This window comes from Pseudomonas cucumis (assembly GCF_030687935.1).
Classification (GTDB): Bacteria; Pseudomonadota; Gammaproteobacteria; order Pseudomonadales; family Pseudomonadaceae; genus Aquipseudomonas; species Aquipseudomonas cucumis.
Genome location: NZ_CP117454.1, coordinates 6,163,848 through 6,185,202 on the forward strand (window position 1 = coordinate 6,163,848; position 21,355 = coordinate 6,185,202).

Sequence of the window (21,355 nt, forward strand, 5' to 3'; positions counted from 1 at the left end):
TACTACATGAATCGGCTTTTTGCCTGCTCAATGCGTAACTCAATGTCCCCGTTTCATGCGACATGCGCTCCATGTAGCCCTCTCGGTCCTTGTAGCAGCTGGCGAAGGCTGCGGCTAAAAAGGGTTGGCGTCGCGACGTAAAAGCTCGGCCAGGTCGGCGGCCTCGACCGGACGACTGACCCAATAGCCCTGCACTTCATCGCAACGTTCGGCCTTCAGAAACTCCAACTGCTCCGGTCGCTCGACGCCTTCAGCCACAACTTTCAGTGACAGGCCGTGGGCCATGGCAATGATCGCTCGGGTGATCGCCGCATCTTCGCTGCTCTCCCTCAGACCGCGGATAAATGCCTGATCGATTTTCACGTAGTCCACGGGGATGCGCTTGAGGTAGCTAAGAGACGAATAGCCAGTGCCGAAATCGTCGATCGCCAACTTCACCCCGAGATCGCGCAATTGCTGGAAGGTCGCGATGATGTGCTCGACGCTGTCCAGCAACTGGCTTTCGGTGAGTTCCAGTTCCAGGTAATGCGGCGCCAGACCAGTCTCCTCAAGTACCTGACGCACCAGGCTGACCAGTTTCCCCTGCCGCAATTGATGCACCGACAGGTTGACCGACACCCGAATCGGCTCCAGCCCCTGACGCTGCCACTCGCAGGCTTGCCAGCAGGCCTGACGCAAAACGAATTCACCAATAGCGCCGATCAGCCCGGTTTCCTCGGCCAGACCGATGAAATCCCCCGGTGGCACCTGGCCCAGGGTCGGGTGATTCCAGCGTACCAACGCCTCGGCGGCATTCAGCCGGCCGGTGGCGAGGCAGAGTTTCGGTTGATAAAACACTTTCAACTGCTTTTCTTCGATGGCTTTGCGCAACTGGTTCTCGAGCTGCAAACGCTCGAGTGTGCTGGCTTGCAGGCTGTCGGTGTAAAACTGGAAGTTGTTGCCGCCCAAGTGCTTGGCATGCTGCATGGCCATGTTCGACTGGCTGACCAGCACGGTAATCTCCCGCGCGGTGTCTGGCAACAGGCTGATGCCCATGGACGCGCTCACCACCAATTCATGACCCTCGACGGTGACGGGCAAACGCAACTTGGCCGCCAATCGAGTCGCCACGCGCGCCAGGCTCGACAGGTTGCCGTAGGCGTCGAACAGCACCGCAAACTCATCGCCGGACAACCGGGCGATGGTGTCCGCTTCTGGCAGCGCATTGACCAGCCGCCGCGACATTTTCTGCAGCAGCTGATCAGCGATTTCGTGACCGAGGCTATCGTTGAGCAGCTTGAAACGATCCAGATTGATGTGCAGCAACGCCAGGCTGCGCCGACCGCCCTGACGCACCCGCTGATGAGCCTCGCGAAGCCGTTCGCGGAACAACGAACGGTTGGCCAATCCGGTGAGTTCGTCGTAATGGGTGAGGTAGCGCATGCGCTCTTCGGATTCACGCCGAGCGGATAGATCGGCGAAGAAGCCGACAATATGACTCACATTTCCCCGCGCATCGCGCACAGCATTCAATTGCAGCCATTGCGGATACAACTCGCCATTCTTGCGCGTTTCGACCAACTCGCCTTGCCAGGTGCCATGCTGCTCCAGCGCCTGATGAATCGCGGCGTAATGCCGACGGGCATCGCGGCTGCAGGGCAAATCGACCACGTTGCGCCCGAGCATGTCGTCGATGTCGTAGCCGGTCACTTGGCTGAAGGCCTGATTGACGGCAATCAGCGCGTAATTCGGGTCGAAAATCACAATGCCTTCGCTGGCCGCCTCGAACACTGTCGCCGCCAGTTGGCGCTGTTCTTCCAGGCCCTTGCTGGCGCTGATATCGCGGCGAGTGCCGACCATGCGGATCACCCGGCCGTTCTCGGCGCGCTCCACCGCTCGACCACGGTCCTCGATCCAGACCCAATGGCCATCGCCATGCCGTACCCGATACTCGATCTGATAATCCTCGCTACGGCCCTTCAAGTGCTCGACCAGCGCCCGCTTCAGCGATGGCAAGTCGTCGGGGTGCAGCCTGGGCTTGAGGTGGCGGAGCATCGCTGTCACGAATTCCGGCTCCAGGCCAAACAGCTCCTGGAGTTGGGTGTGATGGACTTCGTCTGTCTGCAGGTTCCAGTCCCACAGCCCGAGTTCGCTCGCCTTCAACGCCAGCGCCAGCCGCGCTTCGCTCTTGCTCAAGGCCTGATTGGCGGCGTCCAGTTCCAGACTGCGTTGTGCGACCCGGTTTTCGAGATCGACCTGAGTTTCACGTAATTCGTCTTCAGCGCGGCGACGCTGGTCGATTTCCTTGGCCAGTTCGTGGTTGAGCTGATCGCTGCGACTTTGCGCCTGCTGCAAATGCTCGATCAGGGCCTGATTTTGAAAGCGTCGCAGCAGCCCCTGGTCGATCAGCCGATTGACCTGCCAGGCGACCACGCTCAACGAACCCAGCAAAATCAGGCCAAACCAGCCCCAGCCCTGTTCTTGCTCATCGCCGCCCCAGAACAGATAGCCGATGGCCGGCAACAGACAGGGCAAGGTAAAGGACAGAAAAGCCGGCAGACTGACGGCATAGGCGACGCTGGCCGAGAGCGCCGCGGCGCCGATCAGGCCGAACACCCAGGCTTGTTGCATGAAATTGTCAGCGGGCACCAACGCGATGCCGGCACCGGCCAGGGTCAGGCCAGTCATGGCTGAGCCAAGCATGAACATGCGACGCCAGACCGGATGGGCCTGACGGTTGGGAATCGCCGAATCGAAGGCCGCGACCTGAATCACCCGCAACGCCACCAGCGACAATAACCAGATCAGCCAGACGCTGACCACGAAGTAACGCTGCGGGCTCCAAAGCAAGCCGGCACACACCAGGCCGTTGATCAGCATGAACAGCGTAGGCAACAGCGAGCCCTGGTATAGCAGGCGCGTGCGTTCGACCGCCATTTCCATAGCGTACTGTTTGCGGATAACCCGGGGCTCCACAGAGGGGCCCGACAGGTCGGAGCTGAGGGTCATAGGCAATGTTCTTGTTCTTATAGTGAGCATGCGAGCCCGAATTGTGGACGGAGCATACACAAGCAAATGCCCGGACCAAACAGCCCAAGGTCATAAAATAGACGAAAGTTTGAGCCGCCCACCTTGGTAAAAAAGCCGCCAGACGAGCTCCGCCAATGCTTGCAGCTGGTGACCGACCGGTCGTCATCGGTGCTTCTTTCATCGGCTAATGCAAAGCTCGGTTTGCCCGGTGTGACGGCGCACCCTAGAATGCCCCGATGCGCGATGATCTCTCCCTTCTGCTGAACTCCCTCAACGATGCCCAACGTCAGGCCGTAGCTGCCTCCGTGGGTCGTCAGTTGGTCCTGGCCGGTGCTGGCTCCGGTAAAACCCGAGTGCTGGTGCACCGTATCGCCTGGTTGATCCAGGTCGAAAACGCCTCGCCCCACTCCATTCTGTCGGTGACCTTCACCAACAAGGCCGCTGCCGAGATGCGTCATCGCATCGAGCAGCTGATGGGTATTAACCCGGCCGGCATGTGGGTCGGCACCTTCCACGGCCTGGCGCACCGCTTGCTACGGGCGCATTGGCAGGAAGCCGGCCTGAGCCAGACCTTCCAGATTCTCGACAGTGACGACCAGCAACGGTTGGTCAAGCGGGTGATCCGAGAGCTGGGCCTGGACGAACAACGCTGGCCGGTCCGACAGGCCCAGTGGTTCATCAACGGGCAGAAAGACGAAGGTCTGCGTCCGCAACATATTCAAGCCAGCGGCGATCTGTTCCTGGCGACCATGCGCAGCATTTATGAAGCCTATGAAGCTGCTTGCCTGCGCGCCGGCGTCATCGACTTCTCCGAACTGCTGCTGCGCGCCCTCGATCTGTGGCGCGATCAGCCGGGCCTGCTCGCCCATTATCAGAAGCGCTTCCGGCACATTCTGGTGGACGAGTTCCAGGACACCAACGCCGTGCAGTACGCCTGGTTGCGTCTGCTGGCCAAGGGTGGCGACAGCCTGATGGTGGTCGGCGACGACGATCAGTCGATCTACGGCTGGCGTGGCGCGAAAATCGAGAATATTTATCAGTATTCCGACGATTTCCCGGATGCCCAGATCATTCGTCTGGAGCAAAACTACCGCTCCACAGCCGGGATCCTCAAAGCCGCCAACGCCCTGATCGCCAACAATACCGGGCGCATGGGCAAAGAGCTGTGGACCGATGGTGGCGAAGGCGAAGCGATCAATCTGTACGCCGCCTTCAATGAACACGATGAAGCACGCTACGTGGTTGAAACCATCGAAAGTGCGCTGAAAACCGGCTTGGCCCGCAGCGATATCGCGATTTTGTACCGCTCCAACGCCCAATCGCGCGTTTTGGAAGAAGCCTTGTTGCGCGAGCGCATTCCATACCGCATTTATGGCGGTCAGCGCTTCTTCGAACGGGCAGAAATCAAGAACGCCATGGCGTACCTGCGTTTGCTGGAAGGCCGTGGCAACGATGCGGCCCTGGAGCGGGTGATCAACGTTCCGGCCCGTGGCATTGGCGAAAAAACCGTCGAAGCGATCCGCGATCATGCGCGCCACAGCCATGTGTCAATGTGGGAAGCCATGCGTCAGCTGGTGGCCAACAAAGGCCTGACTGGCCGTGCTGCCGGCGCCCTGGGGGCGTTTATGGAGCTGATCGAGAATCTCGCCGCCAAGTGCCTGGAAATGCCGCTGCATTTGATGACCCAAACCGTGATCGAGCAATCGGGGCTGATTGCCTACCATCAGGCGGAAAAAGGCGAGAAAGGCCAGGCCCGGGTAGAAAACCTTGAGGAACTGGTCAGCGCCGCGCGTAACTTCGAAAACCCGGAAGAGGATGAAGAACAGTCGCCATTGGCGGCGTTCCTCGGTCATGCCTCGCTGGAGGCCGGAGATACCCAGGCCGACGAACACGAAGACAGCATTCAGCTGATGACCTTGCACAGCGCCAAGGGCCTGGAATTCCCTTACGTGTTCCTGGTGGGCATGGAAGAGGGCCTGTTTCCGCACAAGATGAGCCTGGAGGAACCCGGCCGTCTTGAAGAGGAACGCCGCCTGGCCTACGTCGGTATTACCCGCGCGATGCAGAATCTGGTGCTGACCTATGCTGAAACCCGACGCCTGTACGGCAGCGAGACCTACAACAAGGTGTCGCGTTTCGTACGTGAAGTGCCGAAAGGCCTGATCCAGGAAGTGCGGCTGTCCAACAGCGTCAGCCGGCCGTTCGGTGGGGGTCAGCAGCAAAGCTCCAGCAGCCTGTTTGGCGGCAGCGAGATCCCGGACACCGGCTTCAGCCTGGGCCAGGCCGTACGGCATTCGGTGTTCGGCGACGGCGTGATCCTCAACTTCGAAGGTGCCGGGGCTCAGGCTCGGGTGCAGGTGAACTTCAGCGAAGGCAGCAAGTGGCTGATGCTGGGTTACGCGAAGCTGGAAGCCATTTAGTACGGCCTGATCGTTCCCACGCTCTGCGTGGGAATGCATCCCATGACGCTCCGCGTCACAGTGGACGCAGAGCGTCCATGGCGGCGTTACCATGCAGAGCGTGGGAACGATCTATCCGACCGCACACCCTTCCTACAGAACTTATCCACTCGTCCTACAGACCAAAGTTAACAGGCCTTATTGCGCTGACTGAAGCTGAACACAACCTGTCAGGCAAAAGCCCGAAACACTCTGCCGCTAGCCAGTAACACTTCAGCTGTGCAACATGGCGCGCGTGCCTTCCACAAATGGGAATTCCCTTTATGAAACGTTTTCTTAGCATCGCCATGGCGTTGTGCATTGGCCTGACGATGAGCCTCGACGCCAATGCCGCCAAGCGCTTTGGTGGCGGCAAGAGCTCCGGCGCTGCGCCGACTCACCAGACCAGCCAAATGGCTCCTTCTTCTGCTGCAGGCGGCGCTGCTGCCACTGCGGGCGCGGCCGGTGCTGCTGGCGCCGCTACCAAGGCCAGCGGTGCTTCGCGCTGGCTCGGCCCCCTGGCCGGTATCGCGGCTGGTGGCCTGTTGGCCTCCATGTTCATGGGCGACGGCTTCCAGGGCATGCAGATCTTCGACATCCTGATCATGGCGGTCATCGCCTTCCTGGTCTTCCGTTTCATCGCCGCCCGTCGTCGCAAGCAGCAGGAGCACATGGCTCCAGCCGGAGCGCCGATGCAGCGTGAAGTGTTCGAACAGAAACCAGCAGCCATGGGTTCGATCTTCGGCGGCTCGGCCGCACCTGCTGCCGCTCGTCCGGTGATCAATGCTCCAGCCTGGTTCAATGAAAACAACTTCATTGAAGCGGCCCGCAACCACTTCCAGTCCCTGCAGCAGCATTGGGACGCCAACGAAATGGACAAGATCGCCGAGTTCGTGACTCCGCAACTGCTGGAGTTCCTCAAGCGCGAACGTGCTGACCTGGGCGACGGCTTCCAGTCGACCTACATCGATAACCTCCAGGTACAACTGGACGGCGTTGATGACCGTGCGGACAAGACCATCGCCACCCTGACCTTCAGCGGCGTGTCGAAGTCCTCGCGTTTCGACCAGGGCGAAGTGTTCAGCGAAAGCTGGAACATGGAACGTCCACAGGGCGAAAACCAGCCTTGGCTAGTGGCCGGTATCCGCCAGAACGGCTGATCACTTCCCGCGTTTCACCTGCTGTAATGAAACCCCGGCCTCGGCCGGGGTTTTCTATTTCGCGGTTGCATCTATAGCAAGCTACTGTATAAACCGCCCCAACTAAACCGCGCCATCAAGCAAGAGGATCCCGGACGTGGAAGAAATCATCGAACAACTGCGTGAAGCCAACGAACCGGTACCGGTCCCCTTGGAATTGCCAGACGAAGATCAGATTGTGGAAATCGAAGAGCAACTGTTCATCGACATCCCGTTCGTCTTCAGAGAGTTTTTGCTGACCGTCAGCGACGTGGTTTACGGCAGCCTGGAGCCGGTGACCGTCACCGACCCGCAGTCCCACACCTACCTGCCAGACGTTGCCGCCAACGCCTGGGATGCAGGCGTGGATCGCAGCATGATTCCGATCTGCCAGGACGGTGACAATTACTACCTGGTCGAAGAAGACGGCACCGTGGTGCTGTGGCTGGCCGAGGAAGAGTTACTCGCCGAAGAAACCTGGGAATCAGTCTGGCACTGGGCGCGGGACGTCTGGCTGGAAAGCTGATCCACCCTGATGCACCGCGTGGTCAATGCCCGGATGAGTCCTTGTGATTGTCCAGCGTTTCCAGCAAGGCCACCTGCATCCGCGTATGCACGCGAATGAACCAGCGCCAGAGCAGCGCCGCCACCGCGGCCGCGACTATGATGATCAGCACCAGCAACTTGTTGGTCGGCAGAATACTGGCCGACAAGGCTGCCAGCAGCAGGAAAATCACCAACAGCGAGAGGATCGGGATCACTTCGGCGATCACCCGACGCACTCGCTGTGTGTGGCGGCCGGCCATTTCCGGCTTCACACCCATCTCTGCCAGCAACATCGACAGCGCCTTGAGCTTGCGATAAGCGGCGATCAGGAACGGCAGTGACAACAGTAACGCCCCGCCCCAGATCAACGCTTTCTGCCAGCTCGGGTCGCTGATCCAGTCTTGCAGGTAAACGGACATGCGCTCGGCAAAGAACGCGCCCGAGAAAAAGATCGCAATCACCAACGCCAGATTCACCCCTACCTGCAACAGAATCCGCCGAATCATCGACGCCAACAGCGCGCCCTCGCCTTGAGGCTGAATGCTGCGCAGCCATTCGCCATACATCCCCAGCACACGGGCAAGACGCTGCGGCATCACCGCGGCAAGCTTGATCGACAGCGGATCAGCCGCGCGAATCAGATACGGCGTCAACAGCGTGGTGATCACCGAGACGGCCACCGCCACCGGATAGAGAAAGTTGCTGGTAACCTGCAACGTCATGCCCAACGCCGCGATGATGAAAGAGAATTCGCCAATCTGTGAAAGCCCCATCCCCACGCGCAGTGAGGTGCGTCCGTCATTGCCGGCGATAAAAGCACCGAGGCCGCAGGACAGCATCTTGCCCAGCACCACGGCCACGGTGATCACCGCAATCGGCCAGGCGTATTGCAGCAGGATCATCGGGTCGAGCATCAGGCCTATGGCGACGAAGAAAATCGCACTGAACAGGTCGCGCACGGGCTCGATCAACTGCTCGATCTTCAGCAGTTGCCGCGATTCGGCCATGATCGCGCCGATCAGGAACGCGCCGAGGACCATGCTGTATTCAAGTTTGACCACCAGCAGGCAGAAACCGAAGCACAGGCCCAGCACGGTGATCAGCAGCATCTCATTGCTTTCGAATTTCGCCACGTAGGCCAGCAGTCGCGGCACCAGCAGAATGCCTATAACCAGTGCGACAATCATGAACAGTGACAGCTTGCCGACCGTGGAAAATACTTCGCCGGAACTGACGGTGCCGCTGACCGCGATGCTCGACAGCAACGCGATGATGCCTATGCCGAGAATGTCTTCGACGATCAGCACGCCGAAGATCAGCTGGGCAAAACGCTCGTTCTTCATCTTCAGGTCGTTGAGCGCCTTGACGATGATGGTGGTCGAGGAAATTGCCAGGATTGCGCCGAGGAACAGCGAATCCATGGTATTCCAGTCGAACCAACGGCCGATTTCGTAGCCGATCCAGATCATCAGGACGATCTCCAGGAAGGCCGCGATAAACGCCGTGGCGCCCACCTTGAACAACTTGCGCAGGCTGAATTCCAGGCCCAGGCAGAACATCAGGAAAATCACCCCGAGCTCGGCGAGGGTTTTGATGGTTGCTTCGTCGTGGATCAGGCTGAACGGCGGCGTATGCGGGCCGATGATGAAGCCGGCGACGATATAACCGAGCACCACCGGTTGCTTGAGACGGTGAAAGAGCACGGTCACCACACCTGCGATCAACATGATCACTGCCAGATCCTGAATGAAGCTGATGGCATGCATGGCGTATGGCTCCTTGGGGTGGGCTTTTGAAGGGTAACATCGCGACTTCCGACGGGAAGACGGTGCAATATATGGAAACAGATAGATTCGGGCGTGACGGCGGCCCCCCGCCTGGCGTCCCGATAACTGTTGGTTTGAAAAACCAAGCACCCACAGAGGTGCAACCCTGAAATCCTGCCTTGAACCCGTGAGTACGTTATGGAACCCGGAAACGCCCAGCTGTCGATGACGGTATTGATGACCCCCGACATGGCCAATTTCTCTGGCAATGTCCACGGCGGGACCCTGCTCAAATACCTCGATGAAGTGGCCTACGCCTGCGCCAGCCGCTATGCCGGTCGCTATGTGGTGACCTTGTCGGTGGATCAGGTGATTTTCCGCGAGCCGATTCACGTCGGTGAACTAGTGACCTTTCTGGCCTCGGTCAACTACACCGGCAACACCTCGATGGAGGTGGGCATCAAGGTCGTGACCGAGAACATCCGCGAGCGCTCGGTGCGCCACACCAACAGCTGCTTTTTCACCATGGTCGCGGTGGATGACCAGCGCAAACCGGCCGCAGTCCCGCCGCTGCAACCGCAGAACAGTGAAGACAAGCGTCGATACATGCAGGCCCAGCAGCGTCGGCAGATTCGTCAGGAGCTGGAAAAGCGCTATCAGGACATCAAGGGCGACGCCTGAGCTGTTCAGTCAGTTTGACGGTGGTCATTGAATCGTCTTCGCGAGCAAGCCCGCTCCCACAATAGATCTTCAGTGCACACAGATTTCGTGTACGACAGAGAACCCGTGTGGGAGCGGGCTTGCTCGCGAATGGGGTCGACGCGAAGCTCAGAGGCTGATCGCTGTCGCCTCAAACCGCACCCGCGGATGGGCGATCCGGTCCTGCGCCCGCACCAGTTCCAGCTCATAGCTGGCGCAGGCCTGGGTTTCCAGCATCACTTCATGCACTGCCGCCGCGGTGAATTCGAAGGCGCTCACCAGATTGTCACCCTGCAGCACACGCGCCAGGAACAGCCCGGCGGTCAGATCGCCAACACCCACCGGCTGACGCGGAAACGCCAACAGCGGCCGACGCAGGTGCCAGCTGCCTTCGGCGGTCACCAGCAACATCTCGAAGCCATCTGCCAATTTGCCGGGATAGTCCAGATGCTTGACCAGCACCGCCTTCGGCCCGCGCGCCAACAGCGCGCGAGCCATCGCCAGGCAATCGAACAATGACTGCGCCTTGCGCCCCGAGAAGCTGTTCAGCTCCAACTGGTTCGGGCACATGAAGTCGGCCACCGCTGCCGCCTCCTCCAGCAGAAAATCGCTGACCTCGGCTGGAACGGTGCAGCCCTTCTCTGGATGGCCCATCACCGGGTCGCAGAGGTATAGCGCTTTGGGATTGATCGATTTGATTCGTTCCACGCCCGCGAGAACCGCCCGGCCCTGGGCCGCGCTACCGAGGTAGCCAGACAACACGGCATCACAATTGCCCAGCTCGCCAATCGCCGCGATGCCTTCCACCAATTCCGGAATCTGATGCGGGGCCAGCACTTCCCCGGCCCACTGGCCATATTGCGTGTGGTTGGAGAACTGCACGGTATTGAGCGGCCACACGTTTACCCCGACCCGCTGCATCGGGAAAACCGCGGCACTGTTGCCAGCGTGGCCGAACACCACGTGGGACTGGATGGCGAGCACATGGGGCGTACGTTTCATGCGGTGAGTTTTCCGTCAAACGATTGAAATTCGAGCCGCGCAGTATGCGACTAAACGCAGCCTGTACGACAGACCGGCGACGCAGTTAAGCTGGCACTATCTTGTTGGAGCACCCTGTTGATGCTGACCCTCGGAAATATCCTCGTGCTGATGCTGCTCGCCACCGGTGGTGCGTGGTTGTGGCACAACCACGGCTTGCGCGAACGTGCGCTGGAGCGGGTCATGCAGCATTGCGCCAAGCTGCGGATCGAGCTGCTGGACGGCAACGTAGCCTTGAAGAAGATCGCCTTCATTAAAGACGCCAACGGCCGTCGGCGCCTGGCCCGTGTGTATAACTTCGAATTCACCGTGACTGGCGAGACCCGCCACACCGGCACCATCACCCAGTTCGGCGCCCATAGCGCACAGATCGAGCTCGCGCCCTACCCGATGCCGTTCGACGACACACCGCCGGTGGTTGATATCGCCAAGCCAAGGGCCGAAGTGATTGAACTGAGCCAGTGGCGGCAAGAACACACCAAGTGGCGTCCTTGAGTCGGGTGTCAGTCTGTTAAAACCAATCGCGGGCAAGCCCGCTCCCACAAGGTTCACACTGTACCTGTGGGAGCGGGCTTGCCCGCGATGAGGCCTTCAAAAACTGCACAAAAACTCGCTAATTTGCCTAAGTGCGGCACCTCGCCAAACCTTCCTGCAGTTCTTGGACAGCCTGCGGCTCGCTGAAAATCAACTCAATACGCGAATCCCGACGCCATTCGCTGGGTTGCCAATCAAGTAATGAGTTATCCAGCGCATTGGCCGACACCCACCCTTCGACACTGTGGATAACCAGCTTCGCCCGCCGCCATTCAAGGCGCTCAAGCCACTCCCCGATCAATACGGAGTCGAATGTCTGACTCGGATGCCACCGCCATCCAACACTCCAGCCACCCTCTTGCGCCTGACTCAAGCAAATCGGCAGCGCGGGGTCGGTCCAGATGGCCGGCATCTGCGCCAATCCCTTGGGCACGACAAAGTTATCCACACCCCCGACAGCCTGAGCCCCGAGCCCCGGTAACTCGCTCAATGGCAAGACGGCCTGCTGCGTCCAGTACAAAGGACGCATCGGCAACTGTGCGGCGATTCGCTGGCGATCACTATCGTCGAGGCCTTCCGCCTTGTTCAGCAACAGCAACCCGGCACTGTTCAAGGCTTGCTGTTGCGCCTCAGGCAACGGTTTCCCCGCCGCGAGCGCTTGGGCGTCCAACACCAGCACGCACGGCTGCACCGCCAGGACGCCTTGCCACGGAGGCTCACTCAATTGGCTGAGCAATTGCGCCGGATGTCCTAGCCCCGAGGGTTCAATGAACAGTCGATCCGGTCGCGCCTTGCGCAGCAACCGCCCGAGGCCGATCTGAAACGGCGCACCGTTAACGCAACACAAACAGCCCCCGGCCACTTCCCCCAGTGCGATACCATCGGCGTCCTGGGTCAACAGCGCGGCATCCAGGCCGATCTGGCCGAACTCGTTGATCAACACCGCCCAGCGCTCACCCGCGGGCCGTTGCGCCAGCAGGTGCTTGATCAGGCTGGTCTTGCCAGCGCCTAGCGGGCCGGCAATGACGTGGGTGGGAATGTTCTGCAACATGGTCGAGGTTTTCTGAGGAGGTAAAGAATGCGGTTGATGGGATGGTCGTTGCTTCTGGCGCTCACATCGGGCGACGCGCTGGCCCAGGCCTGCGTGGTGCACAGCACGGCTGAGCGGCTCGACGTGAAGGTTTGCCAGCAAAACCGCAGCATCCCGGAAAAACTGTTCGCCGATGGTTTCTGCCAGCCTAATCTGCCCGGGCAGAAAGTCGAGGTGCAGTACGTCGACCAATGCCCTACCGGCGCGTTCGGGGTGTGCAGCAACGCTCAAGTCGCCAATATGCCTTACCGGCAGGATATTCACTATTACGGCGTGGCCACCGATGCGGCGTATTTGAAGCCGTTTTGCGAAGCCCAGAGCCAGGGAACCTGGCTCAAGCCTTGAGCCGCTAACCAAGCCAATCGAGGGTCAGGATCAAACGACGCTCACCTGGCGCCGGCTGCGGCGAGCGGTGGATCAGGCCGAAGCCCTCGTTGCCGTGCCACTTCTCCCCTTTGAGCAACGCCACTTCGCCGCTGGTGATTTGCTGAATCAGCGAGTCGTCCTGCGGTTCGGCCTCAGGTTTGCCTAATTGCCGGCGATCGATCGCCCCTTCTTTCAGCCATTGGCTGCCGATACCTGCGTAGGTGGTGATCAACCGCACCGGCACATGATCGACGTGGAAACGCGGGCACATGGCTTTGTCCAGAACCCGCAAACGCAGGCCGATACGCTGGGCGCCCAAGAGGCAGGCGAAGGCGCTGACCAGCCAGGAAACGTCGGCAATAAAGCCTTCGTAGCCCTCAAGGTCGCTGAACCCTGAGGCTAAACCGTGGAGATGGGGTTCGGCGTCATCACTGGCCATTTCAAAAGACAGCGACTCGGCCAGCGGCTCGTTCAGGGACAACAACAAACGACCGAAATCGGCAATGTGCGCCGGGAGTTGGCGCTGCCAGAGGGCCAGGTTCACGCCATCGTCCAGAATCCCGGTCAGCGCTTTTGGCGTATCACCTTGAACCTGGCGAATGACTGGCCGCAGCTTCAGACTGGGCGCCAACATCAGGCAGCCACCTCTTCGTGCCAAGGACCAAACGGATCGGGCAGTAGCTGCCAGCCCTCGACACCCAAGGCCATCTCAGCATCCGTCAGCAGGCAGCTATCGAGCTCGGTGGTGAGTTGCGCAAAATCGATATTCTGCCCAATAAACACCAGTTCCTGGCGGCAATCGCCGGTGGCGGCCGTCCAGTTCTCCATGATCCCGGCGGTGCTTTCTTCGTCTTGCGGCCACTGGTTTTTCGGCACGAAACGCCACCAGCGTCCGGCAAAACCGTGACGCATCAAGCCGCCGGCCTGGGACCAGCTACCAGCGTCCCGGTGTTTGCTGGCCAACCAGAAAAAGCCTTTGGAACGCAGCAATTTTCCGTTCACCCACGGGCGGTCGATGAAGCTGAAGAAGCGTTGCGGATGAAATGGTCGCCGCGCCCGATAGGCCGTGGAGGCGATACCGTATTCCTCGGTTTCCGGCACGTGTTCTCCGCGCAATTCCTGCAACCATCCCGGTGCCTGAGCGGCCTTTTCGAAGTCGAAGCGCCCGGTGTTGAGAATCTTCTTGAGCGGTACTTCGCCCATGACCATCGGAATGATTTCGGCCTGGGAATTGAGCCGGTCAAGGATCGCGATCAACTCTTGGCGCTCGCTACTGCTGATCAAATCGATCTTGCTGATCAGGATCACGTCGGCGAATTCGATCTGCTCGATCAACAGGTCGGTGATTGAGCGTTCGTCTTCCTCGCCCAGGGTTTCGCCACGGGACGCGAGGCTTTCGGCAGCCTGATAGTCGGGCAGGAAATTCATGCCGTCGACCACGGTGACCATGGTGTCGAGCCGTGCGATGTCCGCCAGGCTCTGCCCTTCTTCATCGCGAAACGTGAAGGTTTCCGCCACGGGCAGCGGCTCTGAAATCCCCGTGGACTCGATCAGCAGATAATCGAAACGACCGTCCTTGGCGAGTTTGCTGACTTCTTCGAGCAAGTCTTCTCGCAATGTGCAGCAGATGCAGCCGTTACTCATTTCCACGAGTTTTTCTTCGGCACGGTTCAGGCTGACATCGCGCTGAACTTCGCTGCCATCAATGTTGATCTCACTCATGTCATTGACGATCACCGCGACCCGCAAATTTTCGCGATTACGTAGTACGTAATTAAGAAGTGTACTTTTTCCGGCGCCGAGAAAGCCCGACAGGACGGTCACGGGGAGACGATTGGGCATCAGGTATTCCTCATCAGGATGTGGCCGGTCAAATCGCCCGTTGATGGCGTTCGCGCAGCTCTTCACGTTCTTTGGCTTCAATACACAGAGTGGCGGTGGGCCGCAGCAGCAGACGCTTGAGACCGATCGGCTCGCCGGTTTCGCGACACCAGCCGTACTCGCCGCGAGCCAGCTGTTCGAGGGCTTCGTCGATCTTGTCCAGGAGCTTCTTTTCCCGTTCCAGCAGGCGCAGCTGCCACTGGCGCTGTTCTTCGGCGCTGCCGATATCGGCGGGATCGCTGTGGGGTTCCTGCTCACGCAACGCGTCGAACTCACCGCTAATGCGCTCCTGCAGCTCGCTGCGCTGAGTCAGCAACAGGTCGCGAAAGAAGCCTTGCTGGGCGTCGTTCATGTAATCGGCGGCGGGTTGAGCGAGGAGTTCTTGTTCAGTCATGGCGGCGGATCATCAGAGCGGGTGTATTTTTATGTTATAGTATAACAATACAAATAAGCCACTCCCCTCTTGCTCGCTGCGACAAAGGGCACGATGCTTTAGCCCATTCGCCCCCTTGAGAAATGCCATGGGAAACGCCCTTAAATTCTCGCTGTTGAGCCTTTCGTTGCTGATCGCGGTCGATGCCTGGGGACAAGTTCCGAGCCTGGCCAACTGCACCCGTAGCGCCAATCTGCTGGCCTGCGTGGATGCCGACGGCAATGCCTACAGTGTTAACACCGTCGGTAGCACGATCTATCTGCGCGGCTTCGAAGTGGCCAGCAAACGCCAGTGGGCGCAAACCAATAGTCGCTACGGGCAATTGACGTTCTTTACTGGCATCGCATCCGATGGCGAAGCCTGGGTCGGCTACAACCGCCGGGTTGGCTGGACAACCATCAATCGGTTTTCCAGCTCCGGCGGCGGCAGCGGCAAGTTCACGTGTAGCCGGATGACCGGCTGCTGAGATACAAGCGAATTGCCCTGTCGTAAAAAGGTAAAAAGACGCCCCGAGTCAAAAGCCACCGGGTATCGACTATGGGAAGAGGCGCATGGCTATTCTTCTTTCCATATACTAAATAGATCAACCGCCATATATGCACCATCCGACCAAAAATTAATTTCAAGTCGTGAAATATAACCCTCTTCTTCACCTCGCTCATATCTAACGAAATGGGCCTCATCGGTTTTCAGCGGCAGTTCATTGATAAGCTGTCCACCCTGATCAAAACATTTACATACATATCTATGAGCGTTATATCCATGAAAAGCAAACTCAAAGCCTTTGATACGGGGATACCTGAACGTTACAATTAAATCCCCAGGTCCAAAATGACTATGATTATCTGATAAGAGACCTTTTTCGTTAAACCCTTCTTCGAATCGAACCATTCCAATACTCATCCCCAGCGAGTTGCTTGGGGAGGTAGTGACAAATGTCATATGAGGAGTGACTAGCATTTCCCCCGGTTCATATCTCTTATCCTCTAGCGCGTCGAAATCCTCAACATATTTAATAGAACGCATAATCACACCTCATCACTCAATAAATTTAAATTGTTTTACCCTTGCTAGTTAAAGTGATGACTGACACATCGTCTACTGTCAGTTCTTATAGGTAACCTATGAAAACAAAGACTTTCTGGCTATATAAGATCTGTTTGTTATTCTTGACTGACATTTAAATAAGCGAACTTTAATTCTGGCTCACGTCGATAGCTGCTTCTGTTCATTCAGCCAAGCCAAATAGCTATTAACCGGAGGATTCTTCTGAAAATAGCGCTGCAAACCTTCAAACAAACCATCCGCCACGGCTTGCTGATGGCGGGCAGTCACCAGTCGCTGGCTGTCGCGGGCGTTCGAGATGAAGCCGGTTTCCACCAGAATCGACGGCACATCCGGCGACTTCAATACAGCGAATCCCGCTTGTTCCACGCGCTTCTGATGCAGCGTGGTGATGCCCGCCAGGCTGCCGAGCACCGTGCTGCCCAGCTGCAAACTGGCGGCGATGGTGGCGTTCATCGACATGTCGAGAATTACCCCGGCGAGCATCGGATCCTTGTCCTTGAGATTGAGCAGGCTAGTTGCGCCTAGCAGGTCTGCACCGTTCTCACGTTGCGCCATGAAGCGCGCCGTGGCCGAGGTCGCGCCGCCTTCGGACAAACAGTACACCGACGCACCTGAAGCGGTCAGACGCGGCGCCGCGTCCGCATGGACCGAGATGAACATGTCGGCCTTGTGCTTGCGGGCAATCTCCACGCGCTTGCGCAGCGGGACGAAGAAGTCGTCGTTGCGCACCAGTTTCACGTCGAAGCCCTTCTCGCGCTTCAGTCGCTTGGCCAGCAGCTGAGCGATCGACAGCACCACGTCTTTTTCCCGCTCACCTTTGGCACCGACCGCGCCCGGGTCTTTGCCGCCGTGACCAGGGTCAACCACCACGATGATGTCGCGCTTGGGGTGGGCCTTGTCGGTGACAGGTTCAGTTTTTTCCGAAGGCACCGCCGCGATCTGTAGCGGCGCAGCGGTCTTCAGATCGAGCACCAATCGATGCCCCTGCCCGTCCTGGGGCGGCAGCAGGAAACTGTTGAGCTGCACCGGGCTGCTGAGGTCGAGGACGATCCGCGTATCGCCCTGGCCGAAATGTCCGGAGCGAATTGCGCGAATCACCGTGTTGCTGAGTGCCAACTGACTGAAGTCGCCACTGAGATTGGCGCCACTCAGGTCGATGATCAGCCGTTCAGGAGCGCTCAAGGAAAACGTCTTGTATTGCACCGGCCCGCTCAGATCGAACACCAGTCGCAGCTTGTCGTCAGAACGCCACAGTCGTGCATTGCGAATTTGCGTGGCCGACGCACCAAAGGGTAACGCGAAGGCCGCGCTGGCCAGAATCAGGTTGAGCAAGTGACGTCTGTGCATGATGAAAGCTCGTTCACGAAAAAGGCATCGTCGATTTGATTGTTATAATATAACATGCCAAATCAACTCCCACGATGGACCTGCTCATGAATGCGCTGACTCTGCCGGATATCGCCGCGCAGGCCTCACGCCAAGCCCTGCCACTCGATTGGGTGGGCATGTGCGGCATTGCTCTTCCTGTTTTATTCGATGGCCAGCGACTGAGCGCAAAAGCCGACGCTGGCGTTAGTCTCGACGATGGAGAGGCGCGCGGCATACACATGTCGCGGCTGTATCTAGCGTTGGAAATGCTTGAGCAGGAAAATCTTTCACCCGCGTTATTGCGGCGAGTCTTGCAGAGTTTTCTTCAGAGCCATGAAGGACTTTCCCACAACGCTTATCTAAAAATTCATACCGATCTATTGCTCAAAAGACCCGCGCTCATCAGTCCGCTAGCCGGTTGGAAAACCTATCCGGTGAGCATCGAAGCCAGTTTGAAAAACGCGATGTTCCACGTGGAACTAAAAATCGACGTTCCTTATTCCTCAACCTGCCCGTGCTCAGCAGCGCTTTCGCGGCAGTTGATTCAGCAGCAATTCGTTGATGATTTTGCCAACAAGTCGCTGCAACACGCCGACGTTCTGGCTTGGCTCGGTTCCACGAAAGGCATCGTCGCCACGCCGCATAGCCAACGCAGCAATGCGCAATTGCAGCTGCGTCTGGACGACTATCTGGGTGACCTGCCGCTGATTGCCGCGATCAACGATGCGGAAGCAGCCCTCGGCACCGCCGTGCAAACCGCCGTGAAACGCGCCGACGAACAAGCTTTCGCCCTCGCCAACGGTCAGAACCTGATGTTCTGCGAAGACGCCGCCCGACGCTTGAACCTGACCCTGAAACGCTCCCCGGGCATCAACGCTTTTCACGTACGAGTCGTTCACGCTGAAAGTCTTCACGCCCACGATGCTGTCGCCGAAAGTCGCTGGAATTGGGAGGCCGCATGATCCAATGCCAAGCCTTGCGCTGGGGCGCTCCCGGTCAACCGCTCACTCCGTCGGTGGATTTCCAGTTACTCAAAGGAAGCCTGACCGCTGTCATTGGTGCCAACGGCTCGGGTAAAAGCAGCCTCCTGAAAGTCATCGCCGGTCTACAAAAGCCACTGACCGGAAAAGTCATCATTGATGTTCCACGCAAAGGCGGCCTTTCGTTTCTGCCACAGCAACAACACCTGGACCGGCAATTCCCCATCAGTCTGCAAGAGTTGGTGGCCGCAGGTTTCTGGGGCAGCAAACAAGCTCCAGAGATTCGCAGCCAACGCCTCAAGTCTGCGCTGGAAGACTGGTGCCTGACCGGCATGGAGCATCGCCCATTGATGGCCCTCTCCGGGGGCGAATTGCAGCGTGCCCTACTCGCCCGGTTGAGTCTCGCCGAAGCTCCCTTGTTGTTGCTCGACGAACCCCACGCCGCGCTCGACGAACTCGGCCAGGCGCTGCTCTGGAAACACATCCACGCCTGGCATGCCGAAGGTCGAACCCTGGTCGTGGTGTGTCATGACCTGGCCGCCGTGCGCCAACACATCCCACAAACCCTATTGATCAAAAGCAGCGGCTGCGTCCTCGGCCCCAGCACCGATCTGATTCGCCAACAACCCCAGACGCAGGTGGCTTGATGATCGCTGCCGCTCAGCTTTGGCAACCGTTCCACGAATTCGTGTTCATGCGCCGAGCGTTGCTTGGTGGTCTCGTTCTGGCGTGCAGCACCGCTCCGCTTGGGGTTTTTTTGATCCTGCGGCGCATGAGTTTGATCGGCGACGCGGTGGCTCACGGTATCTTGCCGGGTGCCGCATTGGGCTTCTGGTTCGCCGGTTTGAGTTTGCCCGCGTTGACCATCGGCGGCCTCGGTGCCGGCCTGAGCATGGCTGGACTGGCCGCGTGGATCACCCGCCGCACCGGCCTGCGGGAAGACGCGAGCCTGGCCGCGATCTACCCGATATCGCTGGCCAGCGGCGTGTTGATCCTCGGTATCGCCGGCAAGCGGCTGGACCTGTTGCACCTTCTGTTTGGCTCCGCACTGGCGGTCGACGGGCCGACTTTGACCGGCATGATTTGGGTTTCGGGCTTCAGCCTGATCGCCATGGCCCTCATCTACAAACCCCTGTTGCTGGATACCCTCGACCCGCTCTTTCTGCAAACCGTTAGCCGCCTCGGGCCTCTGGCTCACGGGGTATTTCTGACGTTGGTGGTGCTGAACCTGGTGATCGGTTTCCAGGCAATCGGCGCGTTGATGGTGGTCGGTTTGATGATGTTGCCGGCCGCGGCTTCTCGCTTCTGGAGTCGTCGCTTGCCGGTACTGATCGCCATCGCCGCACTGCTCGGCTGTCTCTCGGTCTGGTTCGGATTATTGCTGTCGTTTTACTACTCACTGCCTAGCGGCCCGGCGATCGTGCTGGTGGCTGGCGCTTTGTATCTGCTGTCCGTGGTGTTCGGTCCGGTGCACGGTTTGCTGCGCCGCCCGCCTTTGCTCACATCCCAATGAGGTGTTACCCGATGCGCGCTTTACTCGTGCTGTTCAGTTTGATGCTGTCGATGTCGGCGTCCGCCGCGGAAAAACTCCAGGTAGTCACCAGCTTCAGCATCCTCGCCGACATGACCCATCAGGTTGGCGGCGACCATATTCAGATCACCAACATGGTCGGGCCAGACGCCGATGCCCATACCTACGAGCCGACTCCAGACGATGCCAAGGCATTGCTCAAGGCCAGACTGATCATCAAGAACGGGCTAGGTTTCGAGCCATGGCTGGACCGTCTGGTGACCAGCACCGAGACCAAAGCTGCGGTCATCAGCGCCAGCCACGGAGTCATTCCACGCTCGCTGGATGAAGACGGCGAAACCATTCCCGATCCACACGCCTGGCACAACCTGGCAAACAGCGAGCTGTACATCAGCAACATCACCAAAGCACTGATCGCCGCCGACCCAGCCAACAAAGCCGACTACGAACACAACAGCCAGGCCTACCTGAAAAAGATCTACGCCTTGCTCGCCGAGGCCAAAGCCAAGCTCGGTTCGCTGCCACCGGGTAACCGCAAAATCGTGACCTCCCATGACGCCTTCGGCTACCTCGGTCAGGCTTACGGCATCGACTTCATGGCGCCACAAGGTCTGTCCACCGAACGTGAACCCTCGGCCGCCGAAGTCGCTGCGCTGATCACCCAGATCCGTCAGGCCAAGGTCAAAGCGGTGTTCATGGAAAACATCAAGGACGCACGCCTGCTCAAGCAAGTCGCCGATGAAAGCGGCGCACATATTGGTGGCACGCTGTACTCCGATGCCCTTGCGGCGACCGGCCCGGCCAGCACGTTCGCCGGGTTGTTCGAATACAACCTCAACACCTTGTATGAGGCGTTGAGCAAGCCATGATCCGCAAGAATCCTTCCGGCGATCTGCCGTTGATTGCGGAGTCCGCGTATGTGGATAAAACCGCCATCATCTGCGGCAAAGTGGTGATTGGCGAGAACGTGTTCGTCGGTCCGTACGCGGTGATTCGCGCCGATGAAGTGGACGACTCGGGAGAGATGGAAGCGATCACCATCGGCGCCAATTCGAACATTCAGGACGGCGTGGTGATCCACTCCAAGTCCGGCGCGGCGGTGACCATCGGCGAGTTCAGCTCCATCGCCCACCGTTCCATCGTGCATGGCCCCTGCACCGTCGGTAACCGCGTTTTCATAGGGTTCAACAGCGTGCTGTTCAACTGCGAAGTGGGCGACGGTTGCGTGGTGCGACACAACTCGGTGGTCGACGGTCGTGATTTGCCTGAAGACTTCTATGTGCCCTCCACCACGCGCATAGGTCCCAATACTGACCTGTCGCAGTTCCCACCGGTGAGCGTCAGCGCTTCGGAGTTTTCCGAAGACGTGGCCCGCACCAACGTCGATCTGGTGCGCGGCTACAAAGCTCTGCAGAACGAGTTCTGAC

21 protein-coding genes are annotated in these 21,355 nt (G+C 58.9%); 12 read left to right on the plus strand and 9 right to left on the minus strand.

From position 1 onward, the window contains the following. Positions 1–114: 114 nt before the first annotated feature. Positions 115–2,988 carry an EAL domain-containing protein gene (locus tag PSH97_RS28065; RefSeq protein ID WP_305447546.1) on the minus strand — a complete coding sequence of 958 codons (2,874 nt, stop codon included), beginning with the start codon at positions 2,986–2,988 and terminating at the stop codon, positions 115–117. 257 nt (positions 2,989–3,245) lie between these two features. Between PSH97_RS28065 and uvrD the strand changes: the two genes are divergently transcribed. The 3 genes from uvrD to PSH97_RS28080 all read left to right on the plus strand — a co-directional run bounded on the left by uvrD (position 3,246) and on the right by PSH97_RS28080 (position 7,151). Further along, a complete protein-coding gene (uvrD, locus tag PSH97_RS28070; protein ID WP_305447547.1) occupies positions 3,246–5,429 on the plus strand; it encodes a DNA helicase II in 2,184 nt (727 codons plus the stop codon). 302 nt (positions 5,430–5,731) lie between these two features. Further along, on the plus strand, positions 5,732–6,607 hold the full coding sequence (locus PSH97_RS28075; RefSeq protein ID WP_305447548.1) for a Tim44 domain-containing protein: 876 nt from the start codon (positions 5,732–5,734) through the stop codon (positions 6,605–6,607). A 136-nt stretch (positions 6,608–6,743) separates the two neighbouring features. Beyond that, a complete protein-coding gene (locus PSH97_RS28080) occupies positions 6,744–7,151 on the plus strand; it encodes an SMI1/KNR4 family protein (RefSeq protein WP_008073570.1) in 408 nt (135 codons plus the stop codon). Positions 7,152–7,173: 22 nt separating this feature from the next. On the opposite strand, the gene PSH97_RS28085 is transcribed toward PSH97_RS28080, so the two are convergent. After that, positions 7,174–8,937 (minus strand): cation:proton antiporter, encoded by a 1,764-nt coding sequence (locus PSH97_RS28085; protein ID WP_305447549.1) that lies wholly within the window; start codon positions 8,935–8,937, stop codon positions 7,174–7,176. A gap of 198 nt (positions 8,938–9,135) precedes the next feature. Here PSH97_RS28085 and PSH97_RS28090 point away from each other — a divergent pair, with 198 nt between their 5' ends. Continuing rightward, positions 9,136–9,618, plus strand: a complete 483-nt coding sequence (locus PSH97_RS28090) for an acyl-CoA thioesterase (RefSeq protein ID WP_007896533.1) — start codon at positions 9,136–9,138, stop codon at positions 9,616–9,618. Between the two features lie 147 nt (positions 9,619–9,765). Here the strand turns inward: PSH97_RS28090 and pdxY are convergent, their stop codons facing one another. Further along, positions 9,766–10,638, minus strand: coding sequence for a pyridoxal kinase PdxY (gene pdxY, locus PSH97_RS28095; protein ID WP_305447550.1), 873 nt, complete (start codon positions 10,636–10,638; stop codon positions 9,766–9,768). A gap of 120 nt (positions 10,639–10,758) precedes the next feature. On the opposite strand from pdxY, the gene PSH97_RS28100 reads away from it, so the two are divergent. After that, entirely contained in the window at positions 10,759–11,172 is a 414-nt protein-coding gene (locus tag PSH97_RS28100; protein WP_095052328.1) for a DUF3301 domain-containing protein, read from the plus strand. 127 nt (positions 11,173–11,299) lie between these two features. Here PSH97_RS28100 and PSH97_RS28105 read toward each other — a convergent pair whose 3' ends face one another. Next, the gene (locus PSH97_RS28105) at positions 11,300–12,262 is read right to left on the minus strand and encodes a CobW family GTP-binding protein (protein WP_305447551.1); all 963 of its coding nucleotides are present in this window, start codon (positions 12,260–12,262) and stop codon (positions 11,300–11,302) included. Between the two features lie 27 nt (positions 12,263–12,289). On the opposite strand from PSH97_RS28105, the gene PSH97_RS28110 reads away from it, so the two are divergent. Beyond that, positions 12,290–12,646, plus strand: coding sequence for an NADH:ubiquinone oxidoreductase (locus tag PSH97_RS28110; RefSeq protein ID WP_305447552.1), 357 nt, complete (start codon positions 12,290–12,292; stop codon positions 12,644–12,646). A gap of 4 nt (positions 12,647–12,650) precedes the next feature. Here the strand turns inward: PSH97_RS28110 and PSH97_RS28115 are convergent, their stop codons facing one another. From PSH97_RS28115 to dksA, 3 genes are read right to left on the minus strand one after another with little or no spacing between them, the layout of a single operon-like run. Next, positions 12,651–13,301 (minus strand): DUF1826 domain-containing protein, encoded by a 651-nt coding sequence (locus PSH97_RS28115; RefSeq protein WP_305447553.1) that lies wholly within the window; start codon positions 13,299–13,301, stop codon positions 12,651–12,653. Further along, positions 13,301–14,509 (minus strand): zinc metallochaperone GTPase ZigA, encoded by a 1,209-nt coding sequence (gene zigA, locus PSH97_RS28120; protein WP_305447554.1) that lies wholly within the window; start codon positions 14,507–14,509, stop codon positions 13,301–13,303. Before zigA ends, PSH97_RS28115 begins: the two co-directional genes overlap by 1 nt. A gap of 28 nt (positions 14,510–14,537) precedes the next feature. Next, positions 14,538–14,942: an RNA polymerase-binding protein DksA gene (gene dksA, locus PSH97_RS28125; protein WP_305447555.1), complete on the minus strand. Its 405-nt coding sequence runs from the start codon at positions 14,940–14,942 to the stop codon at positions 14,538–14,540. Positions 14,943–15,069: 127 nt separating this feature from the next. Here dksA and PSH97_RS28130 point away from each other — a divergent pair, with 127 nt between their 5' ends. Beyond that, complete coding sequence (locus PSH97_RS28130; RefSeq protein WP_305447556.1) at positions 15,070–15,447, plus strand: glutamine synthetase; 378 nt, start codon at positions 15,070–15,072, stop codon at positions 15,445–15,447. A gap of 89 nt (positions 15,448–15,536) precedes the next feature. Here the strand turns inward: PSH97_RS28130 and PSH97_RS28135 are convergent, their stop codons facing one another. Together PSH97_RS28135 and PSH97_RS28140 are read right to left on the minus strand one after the other, a co-directional pair. After that, positions 15,537–16,007, minus strand: a complete 471-nt coding sequence (locus PSH97_RS28135; protein WP_305447557.1) for a hypothetical protein — start codon at positions 16,005–16,007, stop codon at positions 15,537–15,539. 180 nt (positions 16,008–16,187) lie between these two features. After that, complete coding sequence (locus PSH97_RS28140; RefSeq protein WP_305447558.1) at positions 16,188–17,396, minus strand: N-acetylmuramoyl-L-alanine amidase; 1,209 nt, start codon at positions 17,394–17,396, stop codon at positions 16,188–16,190. Positions 17,397–17,482: 86 nt separating this feature from the next. On the opposite strand from PSH97_RS28140, the gene folE2 reads away from it, so the two are divergent. From folE2 to PSH97_RS28165, 5 genes are read left to right on the plus strand one after another with little or no spacing between them, the layout of a single operon-like run. After that, positions 17,483–18,379 (plus strand): GTP cyclohydrolase FolE2, encoded by an 897-nt coding sequence (folE2, locus tag PSH97_RS28145; RefSeq protein ID WP_305447559.1) that lies wholly within the window; start codon positions 17,483–17,485, stop codon positions 18,377–18,379. After that, on the plus strand, positions 18,376–19,044 hold the full coding sequence (locus PSH97_RS28150) for a metal ABC transporter ATP-binding protein (RefSeq protein WP_305447560.1): 669 nt from the start codon (positions 18,376–18,378) through the stop codon (positions 19,042–19,044). Before folE2 ends, PSH97_RS28150 begins: the two co-directional genes overlap by 4 nt. Beyond that, complete coding sequence (locus PSH97_RS28155) at positions 19,044–19,910, plus strand: metal ABC transporter permease (RefSeq protein ID WP_305447561.1); 867 nt, start codon at positions 19,044–19,046, stop codon at positions 19,908–19,910. Before PSH97_RS28150 ends, PSH97_RS28155 begins: the two co-directional genes overlap by 1 nt. An 11-nt stretch (positions 19,911–19,921) precedes the next feature. Next, a complete protein-coding gene (locus PSH97_RS28160) occupies positions 19,922–20,797 on the plus strand; it encodes a metal ABC transporter substrate-binding protein (RefSeq protein ID WP_305447562.1) in 876 nt (291 codons plus the stop codon). Further along, positions 20,794–21,354, plus strand: coding sequence for a gamma carbonic anhydrase family protein (locus PSH97_RS28165; RefSeq protein WP_305447563.1), 561 nt, complete (start codon positions 20,794–20,796; stop codon positions 21,352–21,354). The genes PSH97_RS28160 and PSH97_RS28165 overlap by 4 nt, the downstream gene beginning before the upstream one ends. Position 21,355: the final 1 nt, after the last annotated feature.

Excerpts from the sequence above, each read along its gene's own strand:
- folE2 (WP_305447559.1), top strand. The coding sequence starts at position 17,483 with ATGAATGCGCTGACTCTGCCGGATATCGCCGCGCAGGCCTCACGCCAA.
- PSH97_RS28140 (WP_305447558.1), bottom strand. The coding sequence starts at position 17,396 with ATGCACAGACGTCACTTGCTCAACCTGATTCTGGCCAGCGCGGCCTTC.
- PSH97_RS28085 (WP_305447549.1), bottom strand. The coding sequence starts at position 8,937 with ATGCATGCCATCAGCTTCATTCAGGATCTGGCAGTGATCATGTTGATC.
- PSH97_RS28075 (WP_305447548.1), top strand. The coding sequence starts at position 5,732 with ATGAAACGTTTTCTTAGCATCGCCATGGCGTTGTGCATTGGCCTGACG.
- dksA (WP_305447555.1), bottom strand. The coding sequence starts at position 14,942 with ATGACTGAACAAGAACTCCTCGCTCAACCCGCCGCCGATTACATGAAC.
- PSH97_RS28160 (WP_305447562.1), top strand. The coding sequence starts at position 19,922 with ATGCGCGCTTTACTCGTGCTGTTCAGTTTGATGCTGTCGATGTCGGCG.
- PSH97_RS28150 (WP_305447560.1), top strand. The coding sequence starts at position 18,376 with ATGATCCAATGCCAAGCCTTGCGCTGGGGCGCTCCCGGTCAACCGCTC.
- PSH97_RS28155 (WP_305447561.1), top strand. The coding sequence starts at position 19,044 with ATGATCGCTGCCGCTCAGCTTTGGCAACCGTTCCACGAATTCGTGTTC.
- PSH97_RS28110 (WP_305447552.1), top strand. The coding sequence starts at position 12,290 with ATGCGGTTGATGGGATGGTCGTTGCTTCTGGCGCTCACATCGGGCGAC.
- uvrD (WP_305447547.1), top strand. The coding sequence starts at position 3,246 with ATGCGCGATGATCTCTCCCTTCTGCTGAACTCCCTCAACGATGCCCAA.
- PSH97_RS28135 (WP_305447557.1), bottom strand. The coding sequence starts at position 16,007 with ATGCGTTCTATTAAATATGTTGAGGATTTCGACGCGCTAGAGGATAAG.
- pdxY (WP_305447550.1), bottom strand. The coding sequence starts at position 10,638 with ATGAAACGTACGCCCCATGTGCTCGCCATCCAGTCCCACGTGGTGTTC.
- PSH97_RS28090 (WP_007896533.1), top strand. The coding sequence starts at position 9,136 with ATGGAACCCGGAAACGCCCAGCTGTCGATGACGGTATTGATGACCCCC.
- PSH97_RS28065 (WP_305447546.1), bottom strand. The coding sequence starts at position 2,988 with ATGACCCTCAGCTCCGACCTGTCGGGCCCCTCTGTGGAGCCCCGGGTT.
- zigA (WP_305447554.1), bottom strand. The coding sequence starts at position 14,509 with ATGCCCAATCGTCTCCCCGTGACCGTCCTGTCGGGCTTTCTCGGCGCC.
- PSH97_RS28165 (WP_305447563.1), top strand. The coding sequence starts at position 20,794 with ATGATCCGCAAGAATCCTTCCGGCGATCTGCCGTTGATTGCGGAGTCC.
- PSH97_RS28115 (WP_305447553.1), bottom strand. The coding sequence starts at position 13,301 with ATGTTGGCGCCCAGTCTGAAGCTGCGGCCAGTCATTCGCCAGGTTCAA.
- PSH97_RS28105 (WP_305447551.1), bottom strand. The coding sequence starts at position 12,262 with ATGTTGCAGAACATTCCCACCCACGTCATTGCCGGCCCGCTAGGCGCT.
- PSH97_RS28100 (WP_095052328.1), top strand. The coding sequence starts at position 10,759 with ATGCTGACCCTCGGAAATATCCTCGTGCTGATGCTGCTCGCCACCGGT.
- PSH97_RS28130 (WP_305447556.1), top strand. The coding sequence starts at position 15,070 with ATGGGAAACGCCCTTAAATTCTCGCTGTTGAGCCTTTCGTTGCTGATC.